This window comes from Chitinophaga varians, from assembly GCF_014529945.1.
In the GTDB taxonomy this organism is placed as follows: domain Bacteria; phylum Bacteroidota; class Bacteroidia; order Chitinophagales; family Chitinophagaceae; genus Chitinophaga; species Chitinophaga varians.
Window position 1 is genome coordinate 375,185 of the sequence record NZ_JACVFB010000006.1, and the last position, 26,570, is coordinate 401,754.

25 protein-coding genes, 1 tRNA gene and 1 riboswitch are annotated in these 26,570 nt (G+C 46.7%); of the genes, 10 read left to right on the forward strand and 16 right to left on the reverse strand.

From position 1 onward, the window contains the following. Positions 1-219 precede the first annotated feature (219 nt). The 4 genes from ICL55_RS27940 to ICL55_RS27955 all read left to right on the forward strand — a co-directional run bounded on the left by ICL55_RS27940 (position 220) and on the right by ICL55_RS27955 (position 6,449). Positions 220-1,242, forward strand: coding sequence for a FecR family protein (locus tag ICL55_RS27940; protein ID WP_188103839.1), 1,023 nt, complete (start codon positions 220-222; stop codon positions 1,240-1,242). 170 nt (positions 1,243-1,412) lie between these two features. Continuing rightward, complete coding sequence (locus tag ICL55_RS27945; RefSeq protein ID WP_188103842.1) at positions 1,413-4,787, forward strand: TonB-dependent receptor; 3,375 nt, start codon at positions 1,413-1,415, stop codon at positions 4,785-4,787. A 10-nt stretch (positions 4,788-4,797) separates the two neighbouring features. Then, entirely contained in the window at positions 4,798-5,544 is a 747-nt protein-coding gene (locus tag ICL55_RS27950) for a hypothetical protein (RefSeq protein ID WP_188103844.1), read from the forward strand. A gap of 89 nt (positions 5,545-5,633) precedes the next feature. After that, on the forward strand, positions 5,634-6,449 hold the full coding sequence (locus ICL55_RS27955; RefSeq protein WP_188103846.1) for a helix-turn-helix transcriptional regulator: 816 nt from the start codon (positions 5,634-5,636) through the stop codon (positions 6,447-6,449). Here the strand turns inward: ICL55_RS27955 and ICL55_RS27960 are convergent. The 7 genes from ICL55_RS27960 to ICL55_RS27990 form a co-directional block, all read right to left on the reverse strand. After that, positions 6,446-6,898 carry a YybH family protein gene (locus tag ICL55_RS27960; RefSeq protein ID WP_223151628.1) on the reverse strand — a complete coding sequence of 151 codons (453 nt, stop codon included), beginning with the start codon at positions 6,896-6,898 and terminating at the stop codon, positions 6,446-6,448. The two genes, ICL55_RS27955 and ICL55_RS27960, sit on opposite strands and share 4 nt — an antisense overlap. 164 nt (positions 6,899-7,062) lie before the next feature. After that, positions 7,063-7,479, reverse strand: coding sequence for a hypothetical protein (locus ICL55_RS27965; RefSeq protein ID WP_188103849.1), 417 nt, complete (start codon positions 7,477-7,479; stop codon positions 7,063-7,065). Between the two features lie 36 nt (positions 7,480-7,515). Beyond that, entirely contained in the window at positions 7,516-8,079 is a 564-nt protein-coding gene (locus ICL55_RS27970) for a GNAT family N-acetyltransferase (protein WP_188103852.1), read from the reverse strand. Between the two features lie 46 nt (positions 8,080-8,125). Further along, positions 8,126-8,797, reverse strand: coding sequence for a response regulator transcription factor (locus ICL55_RS35300; RefSeq protein WP_246496652.1), 672 nt, complete (start codon positions 8,795-8,797; stop codon positions 8,126-8,128). A gap of 11 nt (positions 8,798-8,808) precedes the next feature. Beyond that, entirely contained in the window at positions 8,809-9,603 is a 795-nt protein-coding gene (locus tag ICL55_RS27980; protein ID WP_188103854.1) for a sensor histidine kinase, read from the reverse strand. Next, a complete protein-coding gene (locus ICL55_RS27985) occupies positions 9,582-10,232 on the reverse strand; it encodes a hypothetical protein (RefSeq protein ID WP_188103856.1) in 651 nt (216 codons plus the stop codon). Before ICL55_RS27985 ends, ICL55_RS27980 begins: the two co-directional genes overlap by 22 nt. Before the next feature lie 3 nt (positions 10,233-10,235). Then, positions 10,236-10,808, reverse strand: a complete 573-nt coding sequence (locus ICL55_RS27990) for a hypothetical protein (RefSeq protein ID WP_188103858.1) — start codon at positions 10,806-10,808, stop codon at positions 10,236-10,238. Between the two features lie 286 nt (positions 10,809-11,094). Between ICL55_RS27990 and ICL55_RS27995 the strand changes: the two genes are divergently transcribed. Both ICL55_RS27995 and ICL55_RS28000 read left to right on the forward strand, forming a co-directional pair. Next, complete coding sequence (locus ICL55_RS27995) at positions 11,095-12,633, forward strand: TULIP family P47-like protein (protein ID WP_188103860.1); 1,539 nt, start codon at positions 11,095-11,097, stop codon at positions 12,631-12,633. Between the two features lie 68 nt (positions 12,634-12,701). Continuing rightward, on the forward strand, positions 12,702-13,988 hold the full coding sequence (locus ICL55_RS28000; RefSeq protein WP_188103862.1) for a TULIP family P47-like protein: 1,287 nt from the start codon (positions 12,702-12,704) through the stop codon (positions 13,986-13,988). Positions 13,989-14,123: 135 nt separating this feature from the next. On the opposite strand, the gene ICL55_RS28005 is transcribed toward ICL55_RS28000, so the two are convergent. The 3 genes from ICL55_RS28005 to ICL55_RS28015 form a co-directional block, all read right to left on the reverse strand. Further along, positions 14,124-14,849, reverse strand: a complete 726-nt coding sequence (locus ICL55_RS28005; protein ID WP_188103864.1) for a DKNYY domain-containing protein — start codon at positions 14,847-14,849, stop codon at positions 14,124-14,126. A 161-nt stretch (positions 14,850-15,010) separates the two neighbouring features. Continuing rightward, positions 15,011-16,561, reverse strand: a complete 1,551-nt coding sequence (locus ICL55_RS28010) for a S41 family peptidase (RefSeq protein ID WP_188103866.1) — start codon at positions 16,559-16,561, stop codon at positions 15,011-15,013. 120 nt (positions 16,562-16,681) lie between these two features. After that, positions 16,682-18,037 (reverse strand): DUF5074 domain-containing protein, encoded by a 1,356-nt coding sequence (locus ICL55_RS28015; RefSeq protein ID WP_188103868.1) that lies wholly within the window; start codon positions 18,035-18,037, stop codon positions 16,682-16,684. 114 nt (positions 18,038-18,151) lie between these two features. Then, positions 18,152-18,358, reverse strand: a riboswitch (cobalamin riboswitch). A 101-nt stretch (positions 18,359-18,459) separates the two neighbouring features. On the opposite strand from ICL55_RS28015, the gene ICL55_RS28020 reads away from it, so the two are divergent. Beyond that, positions 18,460-19,479: a DUF7638 domain-containing protein gene (locus ICL55_RS28020; protein ID WP_188103870.1), complete on the forward strand. Its 1,020-nt coding sequence runs from the start codon at positions 18,460-18,462 to the stop codon at positions 19,477-19,479. Between the two features lie 3 nt (positions 19,480-19,482). Here ICL55_RS28020 and ICL55_RS28025 read toward each other — a convergent pair whose 3' ends face one another. Together ICL55_RS28025 and ICL55_RS28030 are read right to left on the reverse strand one after the other, a co-directional pair. Further along, positions 19,483-19,929 carry an SRPBCC family protein gene (locus ICL55_RS28025; protein WP_188103872.1) on the reverse strand — a complete coding sequence of 149 codons (447 nt, stop codon included), beginning with the start codon at positions 19,927-19,929 and terminating at the stop codon, positions 19,483-19,485. A 459-nt stretch (positions 19,930-20,388) separates the two neighbouring features. Then, entirely contained in the window at positions 20,389-20,826 is a 438-nt protein-coding gene (locus tag ICL55_RS28030) for a hypothetical protein (protein WP_188103875.1), read from the reverse strand. Between the two features lie 310 nt (positions 20,827-21,136). On the opposite strand from ICL55_RS28030, the gene ICL55_RS28035 reads away from it, so the two are divergent. Next, the gene (locus ICL55_RS28035; protein WP_188103877.1) at positions 21,137-22,057 is read left to right on the forward strand and encodes an NAD-dependent epimerase/dehydratase family protein; all 921 of its coding nucleotides are present in this window, start codon (positions 21,137-21,139) and stop codon (positions 22,055-22,057) included. Between the two features lie 281 nt (positions 22,058-22,338). Here the strand turns inward: ICL55_RS28035 and ICL55_RS28040 are convergent, their stop codons facing one another. After that, entirely contained in the window at positions 22,339-22,476 is a 138-nt protein-coding gene (locus ICL55_RS28040; RefSeq protein ID WP_188103880.1) for a helix-turn-helix domain-containing protein, read from the reverse strand. A 135-nt stretch (positions 22,477-22,611) separates the two neighbouring features. On the opposite strand from ICL55_RS28040, the gene ICL55_RS28045 reads away from it, so the two are divergent. Together ICL55_RS28045 and ICL55_RS28050 are read left to right on the forward strand one after the other, a co-directional pair. Beyond that, positions 22,612-23,991 carry a hypothetical protein gene (locus ICL55_RS28045; RefSeq protein WP_188103882.1) on the forward strand — a complete coding sequence of 460 codons (1,380 nt, stop codon included), beginning with the start codon at positions 22,612-22,614 and terminating at the stop codon, positions 23,989-23,991. A 38-nt stretch (positions 23,992-24,029) separates the two neighbouring features. Beyond that, positions 24,030-24,569 carry a hypothetical protein gene (locus tag ICL55_RS28050; RefSeq protein WP_188103884.1) on the forward strand — a complete coding sequence of 180 codons (540 nt, stop codon included), beginning with the start codon at positions 24,030-24,032 and terminating at the stop codon, positions 24,567-24,569. Positions 24,570-24,741: 172 nt separating this feature from the next. Here ICL55_RS28050 and ICL55_RS35305 read toward each other — a convergent pair whose 3' ends face one another. The 3 genes from ICL55_RS35305 to ICL55_RS28065 form a co-directional block, all read right to left on the reverse strand. Continuing rightward, positions 24,742-25,260, reverse strand: coding sequence for a helix-turn-helix domain-containing protein (locus tag ICL55_RS35305; RefSeq protein ID WP_246496653.1), 519 nt, complete (start codon positions 25,258-25,260; stop codon positions 24,742-24,744). A gap of 357 nt (positions 25,261-25,617) precedes the next feature. Then, positions 25,618-25,690: transfer RNA gene (locus ICL55_RS28060), tRNA-Lys, on the reverse strand. Positions 25,691-25,750: 60 nt separating this feature from the next. Beyond that, entirely contained in the window at positions 25,751-26,485 is a 735-nt protein-coding gene (locus ICL55_RS28065) for an MBL fold metallo-hydrolase (RefSeq protein WP_188103886.1), read from the reverse strand. Positions 26,486-26,570 lie beyond the last annotated feature (85 nt).

Consider the following 26,570-nt stretch of genomic DNA (forward strand, 5'->3'; position numbering starts at 1 on the left):
AACTCCGCAGGGGGCAGTACGACAATCAGGGGGGCGATTGCGCCATTTTTCCGAGTGGTTGATACTAAAGGATTACAGCGCCTTTAACCCGGATAAAAATAATTCCTGAAAAAAATATTTCCCGCATAGGTGGTGCCGGATTCGTTTAGGCGTCATCGTAAATAGAGAAGATCGTATAGCCGGTTGGGTTATCATCTTCCTGTTATATAAATACAAAAAATGGGAAAAGCTGACAGCTACTTACTTCAAAAATTCCTGGAAGGCCGTTGCACCAATGAAGAGCTCCGGCAGGCCAGGCTATTGCTGGATACCGATGAAGGCCGGGCATTGCTGGATGAACTCATGCGTCGGCGGGAAATGATGGTCTGGGACAACCCACCGGAAGAAAACGCCGCCATGCAGCCGCTGTGGCGTCAAAAGCAGCAGGAGATGCAGCAACGGATTACCGCTTATGAAGCTGGTAAGGTGACAGAAAAGAAGCCCGTTGTCAGCTGGCGTAAAGTGCTCCGTTATGCGGCTATCTGGACCGGCCTGATCATGCTGTCCGGCCTCGCAGTATGGAAATTCGGTAAGAGCCGCCGGCCGGTACACTATGTAGAGATGGATAACCCAAAGGGGGTGCCGCAGCGCCACGTATTGCCCGACAGCACCGTGGTATACCTCGCGGCCGGCAGCAGGATGAAATACCCTGATAGTTATCCGCAAACAGGCAGGGACATTGAACTGAGCGGAGAAGCGTTTTTTGATGTGGTACGTGATGACGCCCATCCTTTCTCGATACGGTCAGGCACCCTGCTGACACGGGTGCTGGGCACTGCTTTCCGGGTAACCGCTTATGAAGGTCAGGCACAGGAAGTGGCCGTGGCCAGCGGTAAAGTGGCCATCAGTGCCCTCCGGAAAGAAAAAGCAACTGAACTGGCACAGCTGACGGCAGGCCGTAAGATCACCTGGCAACCTGCAACAGGGGAAGTCACACAAAGTGCGGCCGATATCAGCAGCATTGAACAATGGAAAGCAGGCGACCTGGTGTTTGCCGATCTGCCTATGGAACAGGTGGCACAGGCATTGGAACGTCGCTACGGCGTGGCATTCCGCTTCGAAAAAAATGCTATCGCGAAACATGTGGTGAGTGGCACTTTCTCCGCCACCGATTCACTCCCCGGCGTGCTGGACATGCTGGGCTTCGTAGGGAAATTCAGTTACCGCCTGACGGCCGATGGAAAAACATGCATGATTAAATAAACACTAAAACAACGCCTATGGACCGTAACGCTACCTAACCTCTCTAAAAGAAAGTGTCCCGCCGGAGGCAGGACACCAGTAGCTGTCAAAGCCCAACGATGTGGAAGTCCGATCGGCTTTACAGCAACATTTACCAATTAAAAAACAATCAGTAAAACAGTTACAATAATATGCAAAAAAACACATCCTCATCAGGATTATTGGCCGTTGCTCTCCGAACGGGAAAGCAGCTGCAACTTTCCATCACCACTATAGCCCTGTTTATCCTGATGATGCCGCTGCCGGCCAGCAGCCAGCAATCCGATAATCAGCAGATCAGTCTGCAAATGTCCAACCGCAGCATCAAAGAAGCCCTTGCTGAAATACAAAAAAGAAGCAACGTTAAATTCGTTTATGGCGACGATATCAACAAATATGCCGCCGTAAAGGTGTCTGTCAATGCCAACAACATCACGGTGAAAAACGCGATTGAACAGGTGCTGAGAAACACTAACCTGCGCTACACCCGCCGAAATGATCATATCATGATCGATGAAAAGCCGGCAGCAAGCGCCCCTGTACCACAAAAGGAACAGGATAAACGTCCCGGCCGCATCACCGGTAAAATCATCAGCGACCGCGGTGAGGCGCTTATCGGCGCTTCCATTCGTATCGCAGGCGGCAACCTGGCTACACAGTCCTCAACAGACGGGAGTTACACCCTGACCGTTGCACCCGGCAACTATACCCTGGAGATCAGCTATATCTCCTTTCAGACACAACGTATCACCGGCGTAGTGGTCAACGAAAACAGCAACACCCCGCTTACCGTGGCCATGAAAGCCAAAACCAACACGCTCGATCAGGTGGTGATCACCTCCGGATACAAAAAAGCCAGCGTATCAGGGCTGTTGACAAAACAGAAGAATGCGGTGGAATTATCAGATGGCATCTCTGCCGAACAGATCTCGCGCAGCCCGGACAACAACGCGGCAGACGCGTTAGCCCGTGTGACAGGATTAACGACCATCGATAAAAAATACGTGGTGGTACGTGGCATGGGGGAACGGTGGAATGAAACCGCGATAGATGGCATCACGCAGCCCAGTACAGAACCGGTCCGTAAGTCGTTTTCCTTCGATCTGATACCGGCCAGTATGATAGATAATATCGTAGTGAGCAAAACACCTACGCCGGATATGAACGCTAACTTCACCGGCGGATATGTGCAGGTGAATACCAAAGATATTCCTGATCAGAACTTTTTCACCGTTTCCCTCGGTACTTCCTACAACGACCTCAGTACCTTCAAAGAGCAGCTGGGACGTAAGTCCGGGAAATATGATTACCTCGGTTTTGATGACGGCCGCCGCGCTCTCCCGCAGAGCAGTCAGCTGAAAAACCTGGTGGAGCTGGCGGAGGAAATCAAGGGTAATGCACTAAAGAATCCGAATCTGTATGAGCAATCCAGATTATTTACCAACGACAACTTCACCACTTATTCCGGTACCACGCCGTTAGGTTTGAATGTGAAACTGGCAGGCGGTAAGGTATTCCGGCTGGGCAAGGAAAAGAAAAATAAGTTGGGTATTGTGGGCGCGGTGTCTTTCAGAAACTCACAGGAAACAGAACAAATCGATTTCATTACGAGAGGTGGCTGGCAAAGCGCGCTGGGACTGAATCTGGCAGATGATCATCCGAACCGCCAATACGGGAACACCGGCAATACCTACAATTTTAATTCCACCTGGGGAGGCTTGCTGAACATGGGTTTCCAGATAGGTAAAACCAAACTGGCATTTCGTAATATCTACTCGCATATCTTCAACCAGGATTTCACGCAGGTGAAAGGCTGGAGCAGAGACCAGACAAATTACGAAACAGACATTCCGGCAATTGAAGAAGTGAACAGGCCGCTGTTTACCAATTTCAGGCAGCATAAACTGGAAGGCCGGCATGACCTGTCATTCATGCAGGTAGACTGGAGCCTGGCCCATACCGAGATCCGGAGAGATCAGAAAGACGTGACCTATCTGGGGTATTCCAATGTGAAAATTAATGATGAGGTGATTAACTTTCCCGCCACCAACGTGGTCAATAGCGCCAACAGATTTCCGTTTGGCCGGGGAAACTACGCCTACAAGGGCAGAGACCTGAACTGGAGCGTGGCCACAGCGTTTCCGTTTAATGTGCGTACAACGAAGCAGCTCTTTAAAGTGGGCTACTTCGGCGCCAAAAGAAACGGGGTCCAGGATTATTTTGAAGCAGGGCTGTACAATCTGCCCAATAACCTGTCCAGAGAGTACTGGTATCTTTCCGCTGCCCAGTTACAAGACCCTAAGAACTTCCATGAAAACGGATTTGCCTGGCTGCCTACCGTTGCCGGCAATTCCAAATATGAAGGCAATATGTACCAGCATGCGCCTTTTGCTATGTTCGACAACCATTGGAGGCAGTTCAGGCTGGTATGGGGGGTGCGTGCAGAATATTTTAAGTACGAGGAGTTGCAGAATCCCAATGATGGCCGTTTCGGCCCGGCCACGGCACCGCTGCCGGAGGAAAAGAAATGGCAGTATCTGCCTTCTGTCAACTTTACGTATAGCCCATGGAGTGATGTCAATTTCCGCCTGGCTTACGCTAAAACGGTGTCCCGGCCGCAGTTTGCAGAAAGGAACCGCTTCTCTTATTATGATCCTGTGTATTCTGCCTATATCTGGAACGCACCGGTAAAGTCTTCCGTGACCGATGGTTATGACTTCAAAGCAGAATGGTATCCCGAGCCTGGCGATGTGCTTTCCGCCGGTGGGTATTATCGGGACATTGCAGACCCTATTGAAATGTACAATTTCTTTTCTGCTACCAACAAGAGTGAGTTCACCCTGAAAAATTCAAAGCGGGCACAGGTCTACGGAGTGGAAGTCGATGTGCAGAAAAACTTCGGTTTTATTCATGAAACATTGCGCCACCTCAAATTTTCCGGTAATCTTTCACTGAATAACAGCAAGGTGGATACCTATGGCAGCACCTCCATCGATGAAAATGGCAATCCCTTTGAGAAAGATAACAACGGTGCAGCTGTTTCCAGGGAGATTGTATACCGGGACAACCGGCCTTTGTACGGCCAGTCACCTTACAGCTACAACGTGGGCCTGGCTTATATTACTGACAGCTGGGGCGTGAATATGCTGTACAACAAAACCGGTAGGAAATACATGCTGGTGGGTTCCGAGTTGAAGTATGCCGAATGGCAGAATCCTTACGGGAAAGTAGACATGCAACTGAGCTACAAATGCCTGAAAAATAAAAATCTGGAAGTGGTGCTCAATATCTCCAATCTCTTCAATGAAAGTATCCTGTATTACAACAACGCTGCCAGCTACGGATATGATGCGGAGGTAAAGAATGAAAATAACAGAATGGACCCGCGGTTAGGTAATCCCATCTTCTACAATAAACATATTGTATTACAACCCGGCAAATCCGATAACTACGATAAAGGAGATCAGGTAACCTATAAATCGCATACAGGACGGCGGTTTACGCTGAATCTGAATTATAAATTCTAAAAATATTGACATGAAGATATTACAACAACTGGCCGCTTTTATGGTGGCCCTTTCACTGGTTTCCTGTACCAAATCACAACAAGCGTTTTTTCGGGAACATAAAATTATTGACATCCATATTAACGGCTACATCGCGCAGGACTCCCTGCAGCTGAAGCTGGGTAACAGCATCATAGAAGCGTCCGAAGATGGATCGGCTCATTATTTTCAGGGACGGGTGAGTACGAAGCAGGTATCTAACGGCCCCACTACCTTTTCCGTTTTCGACAGCAAGGGCGTACCGTTGCTGGAGAAAAAAATTGACGGGACAGCGCTTTCCAATACCGTCAAGTTCTACTATGACGGTACTTCCCTCATCGACAAGCTGCCGGAAATTCCGAAGCCAGCACCCGGAAATGTGGGAATGCTTATTAACTTCCCGGAAAGGCCATTCAGTAAAGTCCCTGCTAAAGACATTGCGGTGGAGGTGTATATCGCTAAAAGGGGGCAACCCACCATCAGAAAAGTGTACCCGCTGAATGAAGAAGGAAATGTTTTCGTGGACCTTACTATCCCTGCTACCTACACCTCGCTGACGCTCAGGATGGTGAAGGCAGCCAATCCGTCGGAGATGTATCTGGACAATTCCAAAACAACCATCGTGCTGATAAACGTGCCCAAGCCTGATAAAGGAGCGCTGGTGTTGATAAAGGAATATGCGGATGGCGGTAACTTCATGGGGATACAAGGCATAGAACTGACGCAGTATTTGAACTAATAATAGAAAACGAGCCACTTTGGTGGCTCGTTTTCTATTATGGGAAAAGAAGCGTAACTTGAATAGGGAAGACCTGATGCCCTACTTAGATGCAATGTTTGCCATCGGCCGTTTTAGCGCCTTACATCAAGAATTATACGGTTGTCACCATTGAGGAAGATCTCGATAACGAGGTGTTTTATCCCAGCGGGTATATTGATCTGGTCATTAATCTGTCCGGGTTTGCGGCCACCATCATCAACGGCAGAAGAAAAGATACGCCTGCCATAGAACTGCTGGGGCATCTTACCCTTCCCACCCGGCTGACCGTGACAAAAGGTACGACGGTGCTGATAGCCCGGATTTATCCACACGCGGGTACGTTGTTTTTTCCTAATCCACTTTCTGAATTTACCAATTATGCCACTGACCTGTATGATGTGCAGTTACAGGAGCACCGCGAATTACACGACAGGATCATGGAAGCCGTTACCATTGATGGCAAAATCAGGGTATTGGAGCAGTTCTTCCTGGAACAACTGAAACAGCGGGAGCAGCAGTTGAAGAAAGTAACGGTGGTGCAGCAGCTTTCTCAGTTGCTATTATCGGGAGATGATAAACTCGATCTGCCCGCTATTGCCCGGGAATCGGGGATTTCTGAGCGATATATCCAGAAGCTTTGCCTGTTGCATATTGGTATCAGTCCCGCTGCGCTCGTAGCTGTGGCGCGGTTCAACAGAAGTCTGCGGCTGGTGCTGGACACCCCGGCGTCACTGACGGCCATTGCCTACGACGGTGGCTACTACGACCAGGCGCATTTTATCAAAGAATTCAGGAAGTTTACCGGCATTACCCCTTCTGAGGCCAGGCAGCGGCTGATAAAAAATGATGTGGCATTTCAGCAGGCGGTGAACATCGGCTTTTAGTTATTTTTTGCCGGATGATTGCTGCTGAACATGTCTCTGTGCATCCTCCAGCCTTTTTCTGTTTTTTTCCAGATGACGATTACTTTGCCATCGTCTATTTTGTTGCCCTTCAGGTCTGTCATTTCATAATAGCTTTCTTCCGTGACAAAGGTCTGTCCATCGCCATAGAGGTGTTGGATGGCGAATTTGCAGTGCACTTTCGGGCCGTCTTTGAAAAACCGGGCGAGGTTGTTTTTACCGCATACCGGCGCTGCATTAGGCGGGTAGAGGCAGGCATCGTCCGTATAACGTGTGAGAATAGAGCCGTCGTTTTTATTGGCTAAGTCGGAATAGATAGCGTTGCTGGCTTCGATCGCTTTCCTGGCTGCTTTTAACGGTTGATCTTCAGACTGGGCGTTGTCCACGGAAAAGGCAAGGGCCAACAGGCCGACCATAAGGAGTTGTTTCATCTGTTTTTTTCTACAAAACAAATGGTTTTAAGCAGCCCGGAATTGTAAAATTACGAACAAGGGGGTATTGGGGGGAGACAAGTTTAGTCGTGCGCTGTCAGCAAAAAAAACATGATAAGATTGCTATGCCGTGAGACAAAATAATTATCAAAATTCACAAAATATCAAACAACGCTATATTTGATTCTTTTGCATTTAATAACAAAGTCAGATGCTGGATTTTCCACGAATTCGTGGTTAAACATCAAAGGGAAGAAATCAAAGGTTATTTCGTCATTCTCATGATTCAGTATGGCCGCATTAATCACCACCGAAGAAGTATTCCTGTTTTCAATAAACCGAAAGCACATCACTTCCTCAAAGACCAATTTAACCTGCTCCCATTCAAAATCATTTTCGCCATTCATACAATGAATAAGCACTTCAATGTTCCCTTTGCCGGAAGAAGAATGGGTGTAACTCTCAATAGAAAACCCGAGAACCAGGGCGTCGGCAAAATTGCCATACTTTTTAACTATTTCCGTTACCATATCTTTTAGTCTTTCCTGCCAGTACTTTGCCTGACCTGGGTTTTTCAGCACCCCGGGCCATTGCTCTCTTTACAGCGCTGGCCAATCCTACCCTTTGTTCTTTATAATGGGAGCGCAAAACACATACTCCATGCCATCCACTTCATCCATCACCTCATCTACTTTTACGAAGCCGAGGGACTGAATCAGGTTCAGCGATGGCAGATTCTCAGGGGATACAGAGGCAATAAAACGATCGACCCCGAAATGATGGTGCGCCCAGTCGAATGCAGCTGTTACGGCTTCTCTGGCGTATCCTTTTCTCCGATGAGGTTCAAATATCTGATAGCCGACTTCTACGGCATTCTTCATATATTCCTTCAGGGCGTGGGGGTCGGGGGCGGCATGAAAACGGATAAGGCCGATGGCCTGTTTTTCATTGGTGTGAATGATGGCCCTGGAAGACCAGGGAGCATAGCCGGCATTCAACGCCAGTTGTTGCTGGTCGTGTTGCAGACTGCTGGGATGTTCCAGAAATGCTTCGGTGACCACTGCTCCCAACAGCTCAGATGCTTTCGGCAGGTCGGCGGCCAGGCACGCGTTTCTTATTTCATCTCCCAATAACCGAAGCGTCAATCTTTCGGTGATAATATCATCTAACAGGGAAGGCATGCTACGGGCTTTTAAGCGGTTATCTGTGCAAGGTAGGCATTTAGTGTTATTTGAGAGATATAATGTTATTCCGGATAGCATATAGTACCAGTCCGGTTACATTGCGGGAACCTGTTTTCTGCAGCAGGTTATTCCGATGGCCGTTCACTGTTTTGACGCTGATAAACAGCTCCTGTGCAATTTCTTCGGCGGTATATTGTTTACATACCAGTTGTAATATCTCTTCCTCTCTTTTGGTGATGGACAGGTTCTGTGGCTTGTGCCTGATTGTTCTTACTGTTTTAAGCTGTAGTGCTTTCAGGGCGCGCTCGTTGATATAAGACCCTTTCGTATGCACCGCGAGGATGGCTTCCTGTACTTCCTGCGGGGCGCTGTCTTTTACCAGATAGCCATGTGCGCCGCACTGGATCAGCTGATTGATAAAATGATCATCATCATGTACCGACAGGATGAGGATTTTCATATCGGGATAGCTATCTGTAAGCGCCTGGGTAACGTGTTGCCCGCTGTATTCTTTATCGCCGTCCGGCGGCAGTGAGAGATCCACCAGCATAACATCCGGAAGGACGGCAGCCTCGCGCAATTTAGCGGGTACGGAGTACCCATCAGAAGATTCGAAAATCACCTGCATGTCTTGCCATCGGTTGATAATGGCTTTCATGCCTTCTCTGAAAAGTGCCTGGTCTTCCACTAATCCAATATTGATTTCTTTTTTCATAGGGTGGTGTATTAATTGGGTAATGTTAATCGGACGGTGGCGTAGTATCCACCGGTATTGCGGTTGCCCATTTCAAGTTTTCCGCCGAGCGCATTTACCCGGCCTTCCATGCTTTTAAGGCCTAAGCCTTTGCCGGGGTTGCTTTCCGGCAGGCCTCTTCCGTCATCGGTATACTGGCATACCAGTTCCTGATCGCGCCGGGAGAGGTTGATCCGGATAGACCGGGCGCCGGCATGTTTCAGGGTATTGTTGATCATTTCCATTACAATACGGAACAGGCCCAGGTTCACCAGCCAGGGGAGGTCTTGCAAGTCGTCATCGCAGTTCAGTTCGATGTTTATTTTGCCGGCGCTGTTGATCTGTTCCGTTACTGACTGCAGCGTTGCCGGCAATCCGAAAGATTCCAGCTGCGGCGGCATGAGGCGGTGGCTGATACTTCTGATGCTGGCCAGCGCGGTCTCTGACAGCTGTCGCACCTGTACCAGCCCTTCCTGTAACTGCTGAGTGCCATGGGTACTTTGTTGTTCGAGTACCATGAGATGCATACGCATGATAGACATTACGGCTCCCAGTTCATCGTGGAGGTCGTGCGCAATTCGTTTGCGTTCTTCTTCCTGCGCTTGTATGTTGGAGCGAAGCAGGTCATGTTGATAGACGCTCTTCAACGCCTCCCGCTTGAGTTTCTGCACAGACAGATTCTTTTGAAAATGCAGGTTCAGAAACACCACGCCGATACCGATGATAAAAACGATGACGGCAAGTGGTAGCAATGCATTTAAAAAACTCAGGTCTTTGATCGTTTCCATAGGCCTATAAAAAAGCAGGTATACATCACAATAGAGAAAAAAGCAAGAAATATCCAGGCGTATAAATTCAGGCTTCTGCTGAAATCAACGGTGATCACAGAACCGAAGTAAAATATCAGTATGCTGGAAGAGTAGTAGATGAACAATCCTGAATTGATCCAGGTGAGACTTTTGATGTGGGCGCCACTGGTTTCTTTGACGATATCACTCAGAAAAAACCGGTAGGTGAACAACGACAGGATCACGATCAGGACAGATTCTACGGTCAACGCAATAGAGTTGAAAGTATACACCGGTTGAATGAACAGCGAATTGGCTATGGTAAAGAGGAGGAATAATATGGCGATGAGCCATATTATTCCTGCGTCTATGAATCCGTTGAGAATGGTATTGTAGAACCATGCCAGACAAAGGAATCCCGCTGCTACGTATAGGTGTAACAGTGGCATATTGTTTTTGCTGAAGAACCAGAAACCCAGGGAGGTAAACTGGATGATGCCTGACAGGAAGATGAACCACGAGAACACTTTCAGCTCACGGGGCAACGTGCCATAATGTATGGCGGCATATACGACCGTGACCAGAATCGGCACATGCGATAACACTATTACAATTTCAGAGAAGCGCATAGATTATTTGTCTGCTTTAACGGAGGGTTCTATCGGGCAGGTTTTCGGGCAGGGCGCGTTGAGGTCCAGCACATACCTGTCTGTTTCTGCGATAGCTGCTGAGTCGATGGGGGCGATGATGGGGTTGGCCTCTTTGTTAAGGATCACATCTCTGCCGGCAAGCCATTTATCCGGGTTCTTATCCTGCAGGCAGGCGCCTGTTACCGGTACGATGTATAGTTTGAAGCCTACTTTGTCCTGAAATCCGAGGTATACACGGACATGTTTGAACCTGCACATGGCGGAGTCGGCAAGGTTTGGCGGCATGCCCATGGCTGCCAGGAGGTCTACGGCGCGGATGGTATAGGATTCGATGGGTGCGATGCCGTCCCAGTGCCTGCGACAAAGACTGTCGTAGGAGTAGATGTTGCGGCGGGCCGTTACGAGATCGGCCAACACGCGACCTACCTTGTCAGAGGCCTGGCTGCATTCAATTTTAGGGGGTGTATCCGGAGTGTTGTTGCCGGAGGATGGCTGGTCCTGGCATCCTGCCGCAGCAAGGCCCAGTAAAAGGGCGAGGGAGAAAAGGTGCTTCATCTTACCTGTGGTTTATTTTGGTGATAATTAATGACGAATACCAACGATACTGCAATGTAATTACAAAAGCATGCAGCTGTCACACCACCTCCTCAAAAACAGGTATAAATACCTGCTTCTTTTTCAAAAACGGATAGTAATATCTGTTTTCAAAAATACTCAATTCTCCTCTTACCGCCATCTGTGATCTTATGCAATTTTACAAGGCAAGGTTGATGCAATGCGCATCACACGGGAAAGCCGAAAACCGTAAAGAGTAGGCAGTAATAAAGCAAATCCACTGATTATGACGACACAGACATTAACTCCGCATGCCCTCTCCACTTTCAGGTCGTTCCAGATGCCGCAACTGAAGGACATCGAGCCTGAAATATTTGTAAAGAAGTACGATCTGCCGGCCGGGATGTTGGCTGCCGAAGCGGATACCCTTGGCTGGGATACCGTCAATTCCATCAGGATGCCGTTAGTGAATGAAACCCTGGAGAAAAGTTCCCGTTATCCGAAAGAATTCCACGATACAGTATCTGATACCTGGAGTATCGGTGGCAGGTTCAATGCCTGGAAACTGGTGCGCGGTGGTTCCGGTGCCATTGTGTTCATGGAGCTGCCTATGCCCGAGGCACATATGGCCTTTGGCGACAAGAGCCTTCAGTTCAATGATGGTTCAGCTACTATCGCTATTAAGCTGACTTATCTGCCGCAGGAACCTACCGGAAAAGCTGTTGCCGGAGAACCGGCTGAAGGCAAGCCGCAGTTCCTGGTGGCCAACGCGCAGGCCCGGGGTGCCAGTGATCCTGCTGTAGTGATCCAGAGCATAGATTATGGCACGAGCGCGCCGGACCCCATGCTGGATGCCCTGTTCAAAGGTGCGCTGGGCGTATGGCTCAATAAAAATGTGGCGTTATTTAGTTATGTCTTTGCGGTGGTGAACATTAATGCCCTTGCTTCCAAAGAAGCTTTCCAATGGCTGAAACCCACCTACACCAGCTATGCCTATTTCAACGGTCCTACCGACGAGTCCAGCTACTTCGGTGTGTTGAACATGACGTCCGGCGATAGCGCTGAAGGACTGAGCAACCAGCTGCCACCCTCCAGTATACCCGCGGGTTGTAAAGCCGCTTTGCTTATCTCCAACAAAAAATTCCTCAACAACATGGTGATGCCAGGGATGAGTACTGCATTCCCAAGAGCCGCACAGGGTACCTTCGCCGTTACCGGTAACAACACCGTGATCGAAAAAGTAGGAGATGACGTGGAGCTGGACCCCATCCCTGTCAACGGTATCAACTACACTCCCTGGCTGCAGGATTTCACTTACCAGATCGTTGGTGATGAAATGCAGGTAAACACCAAAGTAAAAGTATCTGTAGGCCTTGGGATAGATGTGTTTATCCAAAATACAGGGTACTACAAAATAAAGCTGGTCAACAAACCGGACGGCGGCGGCCAAACGCTCGACTTTGAAGAAAGCAGACCTGGTAAGACAAACAGCTGGAACGAAATTGCGACCTGGGCCATCGTTACGGACGCTATCATCGCTGCTATTACCGGTTGCACTGCGGGGATAGCCAAATTGATGCTCAAAGAGACATTAAAGAGAGTGGTCGCCTATGTGATCGTAGCCATCATCGTAGGTATTATTGCTGCTATTCCTTCCATCATAGCACAGGTGGTGCAGGGTAAAGCCGCGGAAGTGCTGCCTTCTATCGGTAATATGGTGGCTGATGCTACCGGTGATATTAAGTGGCCCAATGCTACCGGCTTCACTCCCGAAAAAGCGGAAATGAATGGTTCACTGCAAATTGGCGGTAAACTTGACCGATAACCCTTTTATCTGTCACCCGGACAGCCATCGGTTGTCCGGGTGCTGCCTTCACTCCAAAAATTTATGCCATGAATACTTTCGGCTGGGATACTGTTTATGTGGTAACAGTGGATAAAATCAATGCGTCGCTTCTCGCTAATAAAGATAAACTGGTATTGCAATTTGATACCAGCAATAATAAAGAGTTGCCGGTGAGCGCTGTGGGGAATTTTTCCCGCTGGGAGATTGTGGAAGGCGGCTCGGGCGCGATCCTCTACCTGAAGCTCGGCATCAGCGATGGTAAAGTCGTATTTACCAATACCGGACAGGAGTATGACCTCGCCGGTATGGCGCTGGTGGTGGCCGTTCAGCTGGCGATGTTACCAGGGAAAACACTGACGCCATCGCAGGAACTGAAATTCGATATCAGGTCGGTAGGTGACCCGGGAGATCCGCCGAAACCGGGCAGTATCACCCCTGTTGCCCTTCATGATATGGATGGTAAACTGGACCCGGCACAACGAGCGCTGCTGATGGTGGCGTTGGCCACCGTCATTATGCAAAATGCCGGTCAGCTGACCTATGTTTTTGCGACCATCAATCTGGTGCCGCCGGGTTCCAACAACTGGCTGACACCCGTAAAATCGGGCTACGCTTTTATGAGCAGGGCCAACGCGCCGGGCGCCCTGGCCATTCTCAGCGTCACCACCGACCGTAATATCACGGACCTGCCCTTGCAGGTAGACGGACAACTGCTGTCTCCCGGCTACGACGCTTCGTTTGGCATTTCAAGAGCGCTTTTTCTGAAGCACGTGATGATGCCCGCATTGCCAGCCGTATTTGGCCACGGCACCCAACCGGATTATTTTGTGTATGATAACAAAAGCGACGGCATACAGAGTACGCAGGTTATCACCATGAACAGCGTAAAGTCAGGCGCCATCTACTATCAGCCGATACTGACATCTTTTAAACTCACCACCACCGGCGATGGGCTCTTCAGCCAGTATGAAGGTAGCTGCGACCTGAAAGCCGGTATCAGCATGCGTTTCTGGATTGATCCCAGCAACAGGGCGATCTATAACAACGGCAGCAAAATACTGGACTTTCTTCCCGATCCCAATCCTTCCTATAGAAAAGAAGTACATATACCCTGGTACTGGTGGTTCGTGGGATTGATCGTCAGAGCTGTCATAGAATTGATCGTTCAGGCCATAGGCAGCAGTATAGCCAAATCCCTGACCGCTGATGTAGGCAGGTACCTTACCCTGACGAGAAAACCGCCCACCTCCATTCAATGGACCGGCGCAGAGCGACTGGATATTCAGCGGGCATCCCTCGACAAGGGATTTTACATGCAGGGTAATCTGCTATAGGCGTCAACGCGGGGAAGAACTTTTTAAAGCATTGGAACAATACGGACATGAAAGATTTGAACAGGCCATCAAACCATTTTTTGGGGTGAAACATGAAAACAGTTTTTCCATGTGCCTGGATGCCTGTGAAAAGGATTAACAGGCCATCCACTCCCTAAATGCTGCCGCTGAAATCACACTCCCAAAGTGATAAAAAGCATCTTTGTCTTTTGCCAGTGACACGTGGTCCGGGATGACTTCAAATGTGTCATAGTCGGCGTTTTCGAGAAGGTTGTCCTGCGCATAAATATTTTTTGCATCCCGGCCGTAGTTGAAGTTGAGCGCCTGAAATGTTGCCGGGTCGGCTTTTTTCAGCTTCTTTCCCCGCCAGAGCACATATTGTTTATCCCTGGCGTAGCAGGAGTCGATAACCGTGAAGGTGCCGGAGTCGATTCCCTTTATGCCCAGTGGTTGCCGGGAATAGTATTCCATCATCCACAGTCCGTTTTTATCTTTTGCGTAGGAGGTTGTTTTTTGGGGCAGATGACGTTCATTGAGCACGTAGCCGCTATCCAGCACTTCAAAAGTTTCATAGTCCACTTTTTTATCGACGCCCGCGATATTGTAGATATGCTGTCTGTCTTTCGCGAAGTAAATGTTCAGTACTTCAAATGTTTCAGGGTCTGCGTTTTTGAACACATCGCCCATCCGGTAGCACCTGTTTTTATCTTTCGCAAAATCCAGTTGACAGACAAAGGTTTCCGGATCTGCCTGTTTAATGGGATAGGTATTGTAACATACGCCTGTTCCATCGATGACGTAGTAGTTGTTTCCCTCAGGAAGTTCTTTTTTAGATGCTACTTTGGCGGGTTTGGTCCACATGATTGGGTTAATTAAGTGCCTGCATGCCAAGATAAGAAAGAATCTGCATAATAGCGTGAGGCGGGGAGCCGCCTTTTGCCGGGAAAGTCGCCGAAGCGGACCACAGTCTGCATATAGACCAACCGGAGCATTTTGCCGCTGCCGTTAAAACGTTTCTGAGGTCAGTGGACGCTCTTACCTGCCGATAAGGCACTGCCGTGAATAACGTGAAGCGCTGCCTTCAGATCAGGGTCGTTATGCGTAACAATATCTGCCGGCGTATAACGTATTGTCTTGTCTGGTACTATTCCTTGCCCCTTCACCGGGTGTTTGAGTACAGACACCAGCCGCAATAAGGGAAAATCGATTTGTATGCCGCTGCGAGGCAACGTTAAATGTTGAATGGTGCCGCCACTGCAACCTTCTGAACCGCCTCCGGTCTCCCTGCCGATGAATATGGCGTTGTGGCAGTTTTGTTTAATGGCTGCCGCCGTATGAGCGCCGGATGAGAAGGTAGCGCCGTCTGTTAGTATGAACAGGTTGCCGGTGTAATGATCGTTTGTTGCTATAGGGGTACTGCCCATTAAATCGCCAAATACCGGCTGGAAGGCTACCAGATAATGTCCCTCTTTTTTAGTGCCGGTAGGTTGAAAGCTTTGCGAAAAGCTGCCGGATATCTCCGGGTCGAAATAGCGTTCCAATGTAGTTTTTGTGGGGTCCGGCACCCTTGCCCATACGTTGCCTATCATCTGAAAAGGCGCATCGGCGAGATAGGTCAATAATTTGGCGGCTATTCTGATGTCGCCGCCGGTATTGTGTCTCAGGTCAATGATGAGATTTCTGATTCCTTTCTCCTTTATTTCCCGGAAAACCTTCTGAAAGATGACCGTATCGCCATATTGATAGGTATGTACTTCAAAACAGGCAACAGCAGCGTTGGGAAGGTAACGCAGTGGCAGATATTCCGTTTTGGCTGATGTGGTCCACCCTTCATAATTGTCAATTTCTTTCATCGGTTCCGCCAGCGGCGTTTGGGCCGAAACGGTGTCGACGGTTACATTTTTTACGCTGCCGTCTTTTGTACGAACGCGGATATGATAGGGAGGTGCCCATTTATAGTATTTATTACAGGCATCTTCAAATCCATCGTACTCGCTTAAAAACAATTCCTTGAAGGTGCGGTTGTTGCCATCCATGGCATATAAATCGCTGCCGTGTTGTATAATATCTGCTACAGGGACATCGTTTACCCATAACAGTTCATCACCGGTGTGGAGCGCTTTCTCCTGGTGATGGGTAACCCAGGCCCTGTTATCCTGTACTAAAACTTTGAATGGTAGATGAAATGTGTTATCGCCGGGGTATCGCTTATAGTGAGAAGAATGTTTGATTTGCGTATGTCCACATTTTAAGACGCTCACCAAAGGAGAGATAGCAGTCATAAACCCGTCCTCAGACATCGGCTGTTGGAGTGAGCTGGTAATGCGCCTGTACAGGCTGGTCATGCTGTCTTCCTGTGTGTACAGGCCGTACGCCGGATGCAGCGCTTTGAAAGCGGTGAATAAAAGAGAAAGGTCCTCTTTCATATCTTTTGCAGACAGCAGCTGTCGGGTGGTATCACCGCCTGGCGTTTTCTCAGCCGGCTGTTTGTTTCCACTTTGATTGTTGCAGCTGGCCGATGCAGCACATAACATGACGATAAAAAGTAGCGCTGTTGTCGTTTTTGTTTTCATGACTATCGGTATTCCTATGTTCGGTGGGATAGGATACCCTATAAAGATATCAAGTATTTGTTTAATAAAAATAGGTTGTCTTACAGCTAAGACAACCTATTTTATCAGCACCTGATCAGGTTAGTGATAGGAATCGGTAAAGAAAATACCGGCGGGGAACTTCGTATAGTTTTTATAGTTAGCGCTCAGAATAGCTTTGTTGTTAAAGTTAAAGGCGCTGATGTTATTGATCAGATAATCTCTGCCATAGGCTTTGATGGTAGTCAGGTATACTTCACCTGTAACCGGATGCACAGCGATATTGTTATAGGCTATGTTAGCATTTTCCACCACTGTTTTGGCATCCACCATAAACTCAGTTGAGCCGGTGCTGAAAACGTGGCGGTATATTTTGGTGCCGGCGCCGCTGAAATAAAGCGTATCACCTTTAGCAGTGATACCAGGTGTGGCGCCAAAACCAGCACTTACGCTACCGGCAACGATGTCGTTGGCTTTTATTAAAGAATAATCCCGGAAATTGATCTTGGAGATTTTAGCAGGCGCTCCGGTGGTGGATACCCAGATATTGCCATCGCTGGCTTTTACCACGCCGCTGACAGATGCTTTCATATCCAAAGCATAGGTGAGCGTGTCCTTATTGGGTTCAATGACATATACTTTGCTGCCGGCCGCCGCAAATATTTTGTTGTTGGAGACGGCCATCGTCAGTTTGGCGGCAGACCTGGAGCCTTTGATAAAGGTGAGGGCTTTGGTCACAGGATTAAATCGGTACAAGCCGTTGTTATCCCGGATGATGATATTTTCTTCGTTTAATACCCCTACGTGCGTAGGCCAGCTGAGTGTTGCCAGTTCATCGTTGTAAGCAACTTCTTTTTTAAGCGTTTCTGCATTGGCGACTATCAGCAGCCCGTCGTTGTTGAAAGAAGCACCCACCGCGTTTTTCTTTCCGTTTTGGGAGATGATATATACTTTGTTGCGATAGATGTATAAGTCCTGCGCTACATTTCCGAGCTCAGTACCATTCGCTTTAAAATAAGCGCTGTCGGTAACCACGCCTTTAGAGCTGATAAAAGTCAGCGAGCCATTTTCCGTTGTCATGTTCCCTTCGTTTAACACAAACGTGCCGTACTTATATTTGCCATATACGGTAACATTCGTCTGAGAAGAAGCTTTTTGGTTGTTAGTGGAAACGGTGACGGCGATGGTGTGTTCTCCTATATCAGTGGAAACAAATTTGAAGATGGAATCGTTAGCTGTGCTGCCTTTGCCGTTTACAGACCAGGTGAAGGTGCTGCCCTGAGGCGCTTTGGCTTTGAACACCAGGGTGTCTTCCTGTGCTACACCGTTTTGAGAAAGCACATTGATTATTTCTACAGTGGAAGACCCGGCTGGTATAGGCTCAGTGGAGTCTTTTTTGGAACAGGATACCAATGCGACGGCGACGAACGCCCCGAATGCGAAAACGTTTTTTTTCATAAAATTCTAATACTAAATGACTGGTCCGATAGCCTGCCGGATAACATACGAAAACAATAAGACGCCGAAATAATTTCAGTGCAAGTTGTATTCAAAGCTCTATCCTCGAAGCTTTAAAAATTATCTGCAATGGCAGGTCTCCTGGCTTGTTCTCACTTCCGACGGCCTTCCCATTTTTATTCACTAAAAACAGTGGCGAGTAGATGTCAGCGTGTTGTTACAGAACTTACAGTAGCGGGTCTGCTCAGGATTTACACCTGATTCCCTATTAATTTTAACATCGTGAAACCTATGTTAAAAACCAATCGCGGCGCGAAAGTACAATAAATTATTGAAAAGAAATGAATATAATCACCAGTGCTGTTTGTATAGGAAACTAAAAGTTAATACTTTAGTGTTCCCTTTAAAAATAGAAAAGAACGATGATTAACCCAACAACTAAAGTTTACAGGAAGCAGGTGGTGGAAGGCTTTTCAATCCCTGCGATTATCCATAACGGTAGTTATTTCTTTGTTGATATTGATGTGTATGCAGATGGCAGAGTGGACTGCTGGAATTTTGAGGATCTCGAACATTTTAAGAAAGATGTCAGCAGAGGCTGGGTAACGTTAAGTATTCCGGACAATAAGGAAATTTCCATTCATGGCCTGGGAAACTGGACGATCACGAACGGCTCCTGGTTGTTTAACGAGGAAAGCTTTATCGCGCATGTCTTAAACTTAATCAAAGCATTGAACCCTACAATGGAAAACATTTATCACTACCGTGAAAAAGTTGTCAAGGGTGTCAGGATAGGGGACAGCGCAAACGGCTCCATTTACAAGGAGCGGAAAAGCTCTCCCAATGATCTGTTCCCGGAAAAAATAAATGGCAGCAGTGTCCATCTGTTTTACAAAGTGGAGGATGAATATTATCTGACGCGGGTGGTTGTTTTCCCGGACAGTACCATTAGCCTGGACCGCTTGAAAGAGCCGGTAAACATAACGCTGGCGGAGTTGGAGGAGCTTGTTAATAAAGGAATAATAGTTGCGGCGGTTCCTGCTGGTTCCAAAGTGAATATCCATGGTCTCGGCAGTTTTACTATTCACAAAGAGCAATACTCCACAGATATTGAAGATAAATTACTGGAGATACAAGACCTTATCAGGGAATTAAGAGGAGAGCCTTCCCTCGTCGAGGTTTGCAGGGCAGCGTATCAGCAATACCTGAATGACCCGACAGTCGGGAATAAAGAACAACTGAAAATTAGTTACGAGGCGGTGCCCGATCATCATAAAAGATATGTCGGAGATATGGACACCAAAGATACCGCCGTAAGAATGATCATTTATGGTGAACAGGAAATTGAGAACTGGTCGCACTATCGGGTAGCCAAAGCAATGGGCGAGGAAAAATTACCCACTATTAAGGTGCCGAAGCCCAAAGATGAGCATGATGCATAAACGCTAATTCCAGTTGTCAATTTTAACGTCAACAGGAGAGGGATTGCCTTTTCCTGTTTCTATCAGTGATTTCAGGCTCATCAGGAATATGGCCCATTTAGTACTGCAGTGATGCATGAACTCTACCGGCTCCTTCCAGTTCAGATGCTTAAATAGTACGATGATATAATCGCCATCCTGTTTCAACTCAAAACTAATGGTCGTGCCGATCCATTCTTCGTGTCCATCTATTACTTCCCATTCCACCTGTGTAGGGGCGTCGAGTTTTTTAACTTTTATGTCGAATCCTCCCGCATCAAACCGGAACTCGATGATATTGCCAGCCTGATCACCTGCTCCCTTTGTGTTGGTGGTCCACCAACCGGCGAGGCCGTCTTCTGTGGTAAGTGCGCGGTAAACGTCGTCGATAGCGGTAGTTTTGATGCCTACCCGGTGTAAGATGTTCGCCATAGGAAAATGTTTTTTCAAAAGTAGTTGTTTATGTGAAATTCTATGGGAGGTGATATGGACAATGTGAGAAGGCGATGTGGACGCGTGGAGAGAAGCTGTGTAACAATCGCGGCTACACTTTTTCAGTTTTCTGATGTTGCATAGCCAGCTGCTTTACCACGCGAATGATCCCTTTTTTATCATCTTCGTACAACTCATGCAGTTGCTGCTGCGAAAGTATCCGGCAACCCCAGCCGTTTTAAAAGTAGCCTGATAAACCTACTCTACCATAAATTCCAATCACTGCAGTTCCGGTGATGTAACCATCTTCGACGGTGATTGCTGTGGAGAACCGGCGGAAGACCTCGTGCAGTAATGTTTCATCCAGAGGTTTAAAGGAGCGCAGATCATAGTGGGCTACATGTAGCTCATAAGCTTCATAGGTATAAATGATGGGTACAGTAAGCACTCGGGGTTTTGCTAAGTGAGGTCCAGGTCGATGTGGAAATCATTTCCAATATCCCATACGCGGGATTGTTCAAGCGCAATTTCATTGCTGTCAAGGAACCGGTCAATTATGGGAATCAACGATTCGTTTTTTAGTCTTTGCCAATCCTCTTTTATTTTGTCGGTTGCTTCCATACCAAAGTAAAAATCAAATCGTTGTGTGCCATCCTGGTTTTTAATTCTCTGTTGAAGTATAGGCAGCAGTTTCTCATCATGAATGCCCTTAACAAATTCGCCCATAATGGATTTCCGGCTGTCAACCTCCAGCCGGTCAATTTCCACGATGTCTTTATCTCCGGCATCCTGTCTGCAAATTCTATCCGCGATAAGCCGTGCAATGTTATCTGAATAAGATGAACCGGCAGATTCATTCAGGGTGAAATCATCATTCAATAATAAGAAGTCTGCCATATGAATAGAATAAAACTCCAGGTCTCTTTTATCATAATAAAAGGCTTCTGTCAAACTGTTTAATGGTCCGAAAATGCCATTATCAACCAATCGTATATTTTTATCTTATCCATGCATACATCTCTTAGAGGTGATTTGTTATCTGCTAAAATTATCGGCTATCAGGTAATTATAGCAGAAACTGGTTTAAATAGTATTTTTGTTTATATCGGGCCAAACCCTAACATCTTTCCGTGCGTTACTTCATGGGCATTGTCCATGACTATTATACCGGAAATGTTGTCACAAATTTCTCTAAAAATAAAGTAGTATGCAAACGATATTGGGAGCCAATGGACAAATTGGGGAAGAACTAGCGAGAGAACTTAAAAGGAGTTTTACTTCAGATATCAGAATTGTAAGCCGTAAGGCACAGAAGATAAATGATACGGATAGTGTTTTCCCGGCGGACCTGACCATCAAAGAGAATGCCGTTAAGGCAGTAGAAGGCAGTGATATCGCTTACTTTACTTTAGGACTTCCGATGAATTCAGATCTGTGGGAAGAACAATTTCTGCGTATTACCGCCAACGTGATAGAGGCCTGTAACGTCCATAGAACAAAATTGGTTTTCTTTGATAATACTTACATGTATCCGCAGGATGACCGAGCGCTTACAGAAACAACTCCTTTTGCTCCGGTGGGCAGAAAAGGCAGGGTAAGAAAAGCGATGGCCGACCTGGTACTGCAGGAAATGTCAGCTGGCAAAATTGAAGCAGCGATTTGCCGTGCGCCGGAATTTTATGGTCCGGCCAAAACGCAGAGCATCACGAATTCTCTGATTTTCGATAATATCAAAAACAAGAAAAAGCTAAAAGTACCCCTGCGAGACGATAAGTTAAGAAGCCTGATCTGGACGCCTGATGCCAGCAAGGCAACTGCTTTGATCGGAAATACACCGGATGCCTACAACCAAACCTGGCATTTACCAGTTGATGATAACCGGTTAACTTATAAACAGTTCATTGCATTGGCCTCTTCAATTTATAAGGAAGACCTGAAATACACCGTCATTCCGATGATTGGCTTTAAGATAGGTGCCCTTTTCAATAAACAGGTAAAAGAACTGCAGGAGCTACTACCCCGATATCAGCACGATAATATATTTGATGATGCCAAATTTAGAAACCACTTTCCTGATTTTCGGATAACGACTTACCGGGAGGGCATTGAACAAATAAAAAGTGAATAACAGCGTAGTATTGGTAACTACTATATGACGAAGATCTTATTGATAGTGACCAATGTAGAAACTTGTGCCAGCTGTGTACGCAGATCATTTTTGCTTGTCAATCACTTCATTTTTAATATAGTTTCGAACTACTTCGTAGTTATCAATGGGTGCTCCGTCAAATGTATCGTCGTTAAAGTCATGATGAACCGTCCTGTCCCGGTAAACATTCCATTCGATTAGCGGGAAGTATTTAGGCGTCTCTGTAATCCAAAAATTACCATATCCACCTGAATAGGCTCCTATAGGTTTAAAATAAGCATTGAATAATCGTCCGTCAACCGACTGTACGGCTTTAGTTTGCCGTGTTTAATCCAGTCGTAAATAGTAGGCTTGGTAACCTGAAATAGCTGACAGACTTCTCCGATTACTTTTTTCACAAAAAAAACATATTATTACATAATAATAGTAAGCAACGCTTATCATGTAATTCATGTTTGTCCGGGAATCCTTTGCTATTATTCGATCAATTTCACAACAAGAATATAATCGTTAACCTATAATCTAAGCCCACTATGTTAAATGTTCCCCACAGATGGCTATTATCTAACCTTATCTTGTTGTCCTTTCTTGTGGTATCCTGCTCGAAAGATAATAAAGAAGGTCGATCTTTCTTGGACGATCAGCTTTTAACCGATGCCCGAAACTGGTACAGTGCTACATCAAAGGCTACAGGTGAATTGAACTGGGACAAGGCTAGGGCATTGACAGATACCAGTATTTCCATACCGGCACCGTTCAAATATAAGTTGAGCAAAGGAGGCAAAAGCATTCGTAAAGTTGTAATAATTCGAACGAAATCGGGGTTTAAGGGATATCTTTTGGTGATCATCACCACCCCTCAATACGGCGCGCAAAATAAAACCTTTAAGCCAGCTGAATTTTCAGGAATTTCAGGCCGATACGACCTGAACATGAGGTTTCAGTATGGATACTATTACGAACAGGGTATCCCGAAATACAAGGCTGATTTTGAGTCATTCGCCAGCAGACAAGTGTATGATCTTACCGCCCAAACAGAACGGGTATGTAAATTCCTCCAAGACACCTATGTAGATGCAGATGGCGTATTTACTGTTTATGGATACTCATTATGTGAAGATGACGATCCAGTTGGTTCTGGTGGAGGTGTTACTCCGCCTTGGGAAGAAGGCATTGGTGGTGGCACTCCTGGTAACGGAGGCGGACATTCGGGGCCCCCTGAAGAACACGAGGAGCTGGATCCTCCTGGATCTGATCCACAACCAGAAAAGATCCAGGCTATCAAAAGCGAGCTCAAAAACTCTTGTCTTCAAGCAGCTTTTAGATCCACGTTAAATGTAAAATTATCGGGGTGGATGTTTGAGACCATTCAGGATATGTTTGGTGGTAAGTCAAACTACGATATTATATTTAGGGAAAAATCGGGAAGCGAGATGGCAGGAAAAATGGGAGAATATGACGTTGTGGATTCACATACAGGTTCCGGCATCGACGGTTCCAATGGTGGAGGGGTTTTGTATATCAATCTGAATGCAGATCTATTGCCCAAAGCTTCGAAGGAGTTTATTGTCACAACACTTCTTCACGAATCGTTACACGCCATTATGAGAGTACAGGGAATGTCATTTTCAAGTCCATTGGTAAATCAGCACGAGAAAATGGCATCAGCTTATACAGACAGAATCGCCGCAGCATTGAATGTAATTTTCCCGTCGATCTCGGCTAAAGACAGAAGTGATCTGAGTTGGGCCGGCCTTCAGGAGACGTTACAATGGACTTCACAAACGTTAAGGGATAAAACGGCTGAACTGGCGAAAGATCCGGTAGCGTTAGCCAATGGTGCAGCCGCGAGACTACAGAATATTGCTAATCATCAGGATGGAAATTCAGGGACTGCATCCGGTTGCAAGTGACGGTACATTATTTCCCAGCCACCAAAATTTATTTAAACATGATCAAGTATTTGTTTTCTTTCGCCCTGTTGATTTTATCGGTAACGACTTTCGCTCAAAAAACGGACACTCTCAAAAACAAAGAGTTTCAGAAGTTGCTGAAATTCTTTGCCAACGAAAGGTTATTACTTAGAAAAGAGGCCTGTCCTGAGTGTACCTATCTAATTAACATCAAATTGTTTTTTGATAAAAACAGGAAGGTAAAGAAGATTATCTTATCAAAATCAACTCCGGAATCGCTTCAAGGTATGTCCGGGAGGCTAGAAAAATTGGACATTAACTGGGGTTTGTTTGTAGCTAAAGCAGCTGGCAATGACAGTTTCATAGGGATACTACCTGTCGTATTCGCCTGTGAAGGCCCAAAGGATCGGCTGACTCTATCATCCAAGGGAAGCATATTTGATTTGTATCAGTTTGAAGATGGTTCTCTTTCAGATAAATGGGAGATGAATAAATACCAATTCCTTAATGGTGTTGTCATCACCACTACTTCTGTAGAAGTGGATACCGGTGATTATTTCATCAAAAAGAAACAGTAGTTATAGTTTAACTAATTCGTTGCAAAAATACCATTTGCTAACAGAGCGAAGTCCGTTCCGAATCCGCGAACGGGATGCCGAAGGCGGCCCGTTCGATATTCGCGGACGGGTAGCAACGCTGCTATCATTCTTTCGGCCGTTCCCGGGATTGCAATAGTTGCTGAATGTCGTTCTAAAGAAAATAGACCCTCGACCGGATTTTGTACGGCTTTAGTTTGCCATGTTTTATCCCGTCGTAAATGGTAGGCTTGGTAACCTGAAATAGTTGACAGACCTCACCGACTTTATAGAGGGGCTTGTAGATGAGACCGGGAGTATCATATACCGGGGTACGTACCGGCTGCCTTTCCAGTTGGCTAACCTCTTCCCGCACCAATACACGCAGCATTTGCCAAAACTGTTCCGGCTCAATTGAAAACAGTATTGGCGCAGCCGTCTGTACGTTTCTTCCTCTCTTTTCCATATTATACCGATTTATACAGCAAATATGGTTGCTCAGGAAAAAGAAAACAGGTCTTTGAAACTGCTGCTCCAGCAGTTTTAGCTGTTGGATGCCTTCATCAAATTGCATTGTTTCTAAGATAGTAAAGGCTCCTTCAAAACTCTTTTCTACTTCTACAATGTGGTGGGGCTTCAATTTCGGGCGCTTATCATGACATGACCTATTTTCTAAAAAATCAAGTGACATCATAAGTAAAGAAAACTATTATACCTCCAATATTTGACTACGATCAAAGTACGATTTCAGTTAAGACTATTGATTAACATTTTACTTTTTCATGAAGAATTGTGATAAAGAAGAAATTATGGAATACATTCCAGTCCCCACAGGTTTGGATAGTTGAGTGCTTTTAAATTAATCATGTAAATACGGACTTTTGTAAAGCTAACTTGCAAGAGACTAATAAGATATTTAGTATCTTAGTAAAAGCTGATTAACCTGCATAAAGTACGGGAAAGCCATCAGGGTTATACAATCGCAACTTGACTAAACACACGACTAAAAAACAAAAAGCCCACGCTCTCGCGCAGGCTTCTCGAATTTCTGTGATCCCGCTGGGACTCGAACCCAGGGCCCATACATTAAAAGTGTATTGCTCTACCAACTGAGCTACGGAATCATCATTCAGTTGAATGGAGCGCGAAGGTATGTATTTATTCCATACTTCCAAAAAAATATTTTAAGGAATAATCAGTCTTTCTCCGAAACGCTCTCCGATAGCGGATTTCAGCATTTCTTTTGTGAGATAACAATGATTGATAGATTCCATATGCACGGCTGTCACCCGTGTTTGAGCGGGGTGTTGCAGTACTTGTAATACATCTTCGGCTGTCATGGTGATGGGATCTCCGGTGAGAAATTGTGCGGCGCCGGCGTTGACGATCGTATGTGTGGGTTGGTATTGGTCAAGTGCTGCTTTCACTTCTTCGCACCAGATGGTGTCGCCGGCGATATAGAGGCGGTCGGCTCCTTCTTCCAATACAAAGCCGGATACGGGGGCCATCAGTTTGCCGATTTCGCCGGTGCCGTGCTGTCCTCCGGTGCGGGCTATACGAATACCTTCCCATACAACGGTAGTATCTACCGGGATCAGCTGAGTGAAACCTTGTGCGGTGAGTTTTTCCACATCTTCCGGCTGGCAGAACAGCGGTAAATGTTTAGGCACCAGCTGTTGCGCGGCCACGTCCCAGTGGTCACGATGCAGATGCGTGACGATCACGGCATCGATTGTTTCCAGCAGTGTAGCCAGTTCCGCATCGCTGATGGGCAGGTCTATAAGCGGGTTACGGCGTGTGTTGGCAGCATTGGGAACCGTATCCAGGGCGTCTTTGTGGCTGAGCATAGGGTCTACCAGTATTTTGTGGGTGCCCCATGCTATGATAAGGGTAGCGTGACGAAGAAACTGTATTTGCATAAAATAAGAGATCAGGTAACAAATATACCGCAAAAAAATAGTCCGTGCCTGCTAAGCACGGACCGTTGGTCATATAACGCTAACG

Bases quoted from the DNA above. Each gene is read 5' to 3' on its own strand.
- ICL55_RS27940 (WP_188103839.1), top strand. From the start codon at position 220: ATGGGAAAAGCTGACAGCTACTTACTTCAAAAATTCCTGGAAGGCCGT.
- ICL55_RS27945 (WP_188103842.1), top strand. From the start codon at position 1,413: ATGCAAAAAAACACATCCTCATCAGGATTATTGGCCGTTGCTCTCCGA.
- ICL55_RS27950 (WP_188103844.1), top strand. From the start codon at position 4,798: ATGAAGATATTACAACAACTGGCCGCTTTTATGGTGGCCCTTTCACTG.
- ICL55_RS27955 (WP_188103846.1), top strand. From the start codon at position 5,634: ATGCAATGTTTGCCATCGGCCGTTTTAGCGCCTTACATCAAGAATTAT.
- ICL55_RS27960 (WP_223151628.1), bottom strand. From the start codon at position 6,898: ATGAAACAACTCCTTATGGTCGGCCTGTTGGCCCTTGCCTTTTCCGTG.
- ICL55_RS27970 (WP_188103852.1), bottom strand. From the start codon at position 8,079: ATGCCTTCCCTGTTAGATGATATTATCACCGAAAGATTGACGCTTCGG.
- ICL55_RS35300 (WP_246496652.1), bottom strand. From the start codon at position 8,797: ATGAAAAAAGAAATCAATATTGGATTAGTGGAAGACCAGGCACTTTTC.
- ICL55_RS27980 (WP_188103854.1), bottom strand. From the start codon at position 9,603: ATGGAAACGATCAAAGACCTGAGTTTTTTAAATGCATTGCTACCACTT.
- ICL55_RS27985 (WP_188103856.1), bottom strand. From the start codon at position 10,232: ATGCGCTTCTCTGAAATTGTAATAGTGTTATCGCATGTGCCGATTCTG.
- ICL55_RS27990 (WP_188103858.1), bottom strand. From the start codon at position 10,808: ATGAAGCACCTTTTCTCCCTCGCCCTTTTACTGGGCCTTGCTGCGGCA.
- ICL55_RS27995 (WP_188103860.1), top strand. From the start codon at position 11,095: ATGACGACACAGACATTAACTCCGCATGCCCTCTCCACTTTCAGGTCG.
- ICL55_RS28000 (WP_188103862.1), top strand. From the start codon at position 12,702: ATGAATACTTTCGGCTGGGATACTGTTTATGTGGTAACAGTGGATAAA.
- ICL55_RS28005 (WP_188103864.1), bottom strand. From the start codon at position 14,849: ATGTGGACCAAACCCGCCAAAGTAGCATCTAAAAAAGAACTTCCTGAG.
- ICL55_RS28010 (WP_188103866.1), bottom strand. From the start codon at position 16,561: ATGAAAACAAAAACGACAACAGCGCTACTTTTTATCGTCATGTTATGT.
- ICL55_RS28015 (WP_188103868.1), bottom strand. From the start codon at position 18,037: ATGAAAAAAAACGTTTTCGCATTCGGGGCGTTCGTCGCCGTCGCATTG.
- ICL55_RS28020 (WP_188103870.1), top strand. From the start codon at position 18,460: ATGATTAACCCAACAACTAAAGTTTACAGGAAGCAGGTGGTGGAAGGC.
- ICL55_RS28025 (WP_188103872.1), bottom strand. From the start codon at position 19,929: ATGGCGAACATCTTACACCGGGTAGGCATCAAAACTACCGCTATCGAC.
- ICL55_RS28030 (WP_188103875.1), bottom strand. From the start codon at position 20,826: ATGGCAGACTTCTTATTATTGAATGATGATTTCACCCTGAATGAATCT.
- ICL55_RS28035 (WP_188103877.1), top strand. From the start codon at position 21,137: ATGCAAACGATATTGGGAGCCAATGGACAAATTGGGGAAGAACTAGCG.
- ICL55_RS28045 (WP_188103882.1), top strand. From the start codon at position 22,612: ATGTTAAATGTTCCCCACAGATGGCTATTATCTAACCTTATCTTGTTG.
- ICL55_RS28050 (WP_188103884.1), top strand. From the start codon at position 24,030: ATGATCAAGTATTTGTTTTCTTTCGCCCTGTTGATTTTATCGGTAACG.
- ICL55_RS35305 (WP_246496653.1), bottom strand. From the start codon at position 25,260: ATGATGTCACTTGATTTTTTAGAAAATAGGTCATGTCATGATAAGCGC.
- ICL55_RS28065 (WP_188103886.1), bottom strand. From the start codon at position 26,485: ATGCAAATACAGTTTCTTCGTCACGCTACCCTTATCATAGCATGGGGC.